We start from the raw sequence: 224 nt of genomic DNA, 5'->3' as shown, positions 1-224 counted from the left end.
GACCTCAAAAAAGGTCGGCACTTGTCATATTTATTGGTAGTCCGGCATAAGATTGCGCCCTAGATACGGTTCAATTGTCTCTGATACAGCAAATACGGTATGCGCCAAATCATTATTGGCAAATGCGTGCTCACAATTTTCTTTGTAAGCGATTTCTTCTTTAAAGTATCGTAAGTGGCGATCGATAACTTCATCAGAGTATCCGCGCGCTTGCTGTTTTTTTA

Annotated in this window: 1 pseudogene; it reads right to left on the bottom strand. The window is 41.1% G+C overall.

Annotated features, from left to right (window positions below):
* Nucleotides 1-30: 30 nt before the first annotated feature.
* A pseudogene (locus tag LKX83_RS33200) lies at nt 31-224 on the bottom strand (guanylate kinase); the annotation flags it as partial.

The organism is Cohnella baijiui (assembly GCF_020731285.1).
Classification (GTDB): Bacteria; Bacillota; Bacilli; order Paenibacillales; family Paenibacillaceae; genus Cohnella.
Note: the sequence above shows the minus strand (reverse complement) of the source record. Positions and strands in the feature narration are given on the sequence as shown.